This is a genomic window from Oleiphilus sp. HI0067, from assembly GCF_001635735.1.
This window is the reverse complement of the sequence record NZ_LWFI01001006.1, coordinates 1-3,524: the sequence shown is the minus strand read 5'-3', so window position 1 is coordinate 3,524 and position 3,524 is coordinate 1. Positions and strand designations below refer to the sequence as shown.

Genomic DNA, 3,524 nt, shown 5'->3' with positions numbered 1-3,524 from the left:
AATGCGGTTCCAAACGATTTCCAAATCAATACATCAACGCAGTCGATTAAAGAGCCCTCAGGTTTGATGACAGCGATTTCCTCAGGCGATGAAGTCGCTATGAAGGAACGTATTTTGGCGGGAGACTCTGTGAATGCAGAGTTTGAGGGGCACACACCTCTGAGATACGCGATCAGCGCAAAGCAAACACGCATGGTTCAGATTTTATTACGTGCCGGAGCGCAGCCTAATTGGGCCATGCAGCCCGGACAAGAAAGTGTGCTCATGCTTGTTAGTCGTTTAGGATTGAATGATTTAGTCGTGGCGTTTATTCGCTCCGGTATGGCATTAGACTATGCGGATGCCTCTGGTCGCACAGCACTAACAGAAGCGGCGATGAATGGGCATCTTACAACCGCTAATGTCTTGATTAATGCAGGCGCTGACGTAGACATAGTGTTCGAAGGGAAGTCACTACTGATGCACTTGGTAGAACAAAACAGCATGTTATTGGTGAAGCCAGTTATTGAAGCAGGGGCTGATGTGAATTACGTGTCTAACATGGGGGAGAGCAGCCTAAGTATTGCTCGAGAACAGCAACTCCATGAGTTAGACTTAATGTTGGTTCAGGCGGGCGCACGATTGTGACAAGTACGTGCATTAAGTAAACTTCGCAAGATAATTTTAAGTACAACTCACAACGGATTCTTCATTATGTCACGCCATCAACAAATCTCTGTTGGCCCAATGCCTTCTCAGAAAGAGGATTACTCTGAATACGAAGAGACTCAGGTCCTTTGGGGGCGAATTGGCTTGATCTTTGGCGTCGTGTTTGCGGTCGCTTTTTCGGCGCTTTACCTTGTCTTTGAGCCACTGAATGATACTCCCACCGTTGTGAGTGTAATTGAGCAGCGCAAGATTGCGGCTGCACAAGAGACAACTATTATGGAGAACACACAAGCGCCAAGCGAAGAAGCGGTTGTGGCAGCGCTCGAATTAAAGAGCGATGTTGAGGCTGAAGTAGACCCTACGCCAGTGGCATTAACTCAGCGAGCAGCTTCATTAACGCAAACTGCGGTGCAAGCGCCCGTATCGGCAATCTCTACATTAAATCCTGCGATCATTTCGGCGAGTTTAGCGCGAGGTGTTGATGAGAATCGACATCCTATTGATCTGCTTGGCTATGAAGTGAGTATGGATGGTGAGAATCTGATTAAGGTCGTTCTTCATACTGAAATGCTAAACATTCAAGGTACAACTCTTTTTCACGAGTGGTTTTTGAATGAGAAGCGTCAGGCAAGGGTGCGTATACCGGTCAATGCTGACGAGCAATTAAGTTATTCCAGTAAGTTTATTGATAAGTATATGACGGGTGATTGGTCGGTACGTGTGAGCGATGCTCAGGGAGAGGTCTACGCACTGGCGAATTTCAAAGTCATTCGCTAAACGTGCTGTTTACACTTAAGAAGCTAATCGGTGGCTTATTAATGCCGGTTTCGGTCGTGCTGTCGCTTGGTTTGCTTGCTTTGCTATGTAGCTGGAAAGGCAAGCACTCTTGGGCTAAGAGCCTAATGTGTTTGGCACTCGTAGCGTTATATCTTTGTTCGATCAAACCTATCGCTCATCTTATTGCTCAGCCGCTTGAGTACCGATATAGCCCGTTTGATGGGCAAGATGTGCCGTACGTTGTGGTGCTTGGTGGTGGTCATACGACTGATATGCGTGTCGCGTCTCTGCATCAATTGAATCGTACATCTTTGGCTCGTTTGCTAACCGGTGTTGAGATTGTGAAGCTGCAACCAAAAGCTACCTTGTTGGTGTCTGGCTATGCGGGGTTTGATACGCAAAGTCATGCGCAAGTCGCGGCAAATACGGCGCAGTTATTAGGCGTTGATGCAGATCGCATTTTATTGCAAGCCAATGCTAAAGATACGTATGAGGAAGCGCTTGCTTGGCGAAATATAATTGGTATGCAGCCTTTTGCATTGGTGACTTCAGCAATGCATATGCCCCGTGCGATGGCGTTGTTTGAAAGCTTAGGTATGCGACCTATTGCTGCGCCAGCCAACATAGAAGCAAAAGGTGATCGACCTTTGGTTTGGCGTGATTGGATTCCGACAGCAAACAACTTGGCAATTGTTCAAGCAGCGTGGCATGAATATTTAGGGATGTCTTGGGCTTGGCTTAACAAAACACTAAAAGAGGCGGTGTAATGGCGTTCAAAGGTGAAAAGAATTTTTCACACCGTAGTGCAGATAAAGTGGGCGTTTTATTGGTGAATCTGGGTACGCCTGAGGCTCCAACGGCTAAAGCGCTACGTAAATATCTGGCTCAATTTTTATCGGATCCTCGTGTTGTTGAGATTCCAAAACTGATATGGATGCTGATCCTACATGGCATCATTTTACGTGTTAGGCCTAGCAAATCTGCTGAAGCGTATAAAGAAGTATGGACTGAGGATGGTTCACCTTTGATGCTCCATTCTTTGGCGCAAACACAAGCCATTCGTGAGAAGTTGCGTGCCGAGTATGGCAACAATGTGATGGTTGAGCTCGCAATGCGTTATGGTGAGCCCTCAGTATCGAATACGCTTGATCAAATGATGGCGGAGAGTTGCCGCAAACTAGTTGTGTTGCCTTTATATCCGCAGTATTCAGGAAGCACTACGGCCTCTGTTTTTGATGATCTCGCAGCAGATTTTACGCAACGTCGTTGGTTACCCAGTTTTCGATTTATTAGCAGTTATCATACGAATCCAGCCTACATCAATGCCTTGGCCCAAAGCATTCAACAGCACTGGGCTGAGCATGGTCGCTGCGACAAACTCGTATTTTCTTTTCATGGTGTACCTCAACACTTTCTCCATTCTGGAGACCCTTATCACTGCCAATGCCATGTCACTGTCCGCTTACTTGCCGAACAGCTTGGATTGAATCAAGACGAATATTTAACCTGTTTTCAATCGCGTTTTGGCAAAGCTGAGTGGTTGAAGCCTTATCTTGATGCGACCATGAAATCTCTTCCAAATGAAGGGGTAAAATCAGTACAAGTCGTGTGTCCTGGTTTTTCATCGGATTGCTTAGAAACACTCGAAGAAATTGCCGGAGAAAATAAGGAATACTTTATGGAAGCTGGAGGCGAACGCTTCGAATATATTCCGGCATTAAATTCTAGATCAGAGCATATTGAAGCCTTGATTGGTTTCATTAATGAAGAGGCTGGTGCTTGGTTTGATGGGTTAAGCGAAAGCGTAGAGAACGTCGAGCGAGAACAGCGATATTCAAGCCATAAGTACAATCAAAAAAATAAATAAAAATCAGAGAAAGGAAGATATAAATGCGACAAGTAATAACAGCTTTTCTAGCGGTCTTTATGTGTATGGGACTAGTTGGTCAAACATTAGCGCAGCCTAAAGTAGAAGACGCGTGGGTTCGTTTGATGCCACCAAATGCCACGGTGACGGCGGCATATGCGAAGATCAACGTTTCGCATGCTGATGAGCTCATCGCAGTATCATCGGCTATTGCTAACAAAGCAGAAATTCA

General features: G+C 45.8%; 5 protein-coding genes. All 5 read left to right on the top strand.

The genetic code is table 11. The annotated features are described in order from the left end of the window. A partial coding sequence (locus tag A3739_RS13355) for an ankyrin repeat domain-containing protein (protein ID WP_068501708.1) occupies nucleotides 1-627 on the top strand: 627 nt, incomplete at its 5' end. Between the two features lie 66 nt (nucleotides 628-693). Further along, nucleotides 694-1,425: a DUF2914 domain-containing protein gene (locus A3739_RS13350; protein ID WP_068501643.1), complete on the top strand. Its 732-nt coding sequence runs from the start codon at nucleotides 694-696 to the stop codon at nucleotides 1,423-1,425. 41 nt (nucleotides 1,426-1,466) lie between these two features. Next, complete coding sequence (locus A3739_RS13345; protein ID WP_082878401.1) at nucleotides 1,467-2,192, top strand: ElyC/SanA/YdcF family protein; 726 nt, start codon at nucleotides 1,467-1,469, stop codon at nucleotides 2,190-2,192. Continuing rightward, entirely contained in the window at nucleotides 2,192-3,292 is a 1,101-nt protein-coding gene (gene hemH / locus A3739_RS13340) for a ferrochelatase (RefSeq protein WP_068501639.1), read from the top strand. The genes A3739_RS13345 and hemH overlap by 1 nt, the downstream gene beginning before the upstream one ends. Before the next feature lie 23 nt (nucleotides 3,293-3,315). Next, nucleotides 3,316-3,524, top strand: a 209-nt coding sequence (locus A3739_RS13335) for a copper chaperone PCu(A)C (RefSeq protein WP_156502577.1), incomplete at its 3' end; no start/stop codon positions are given.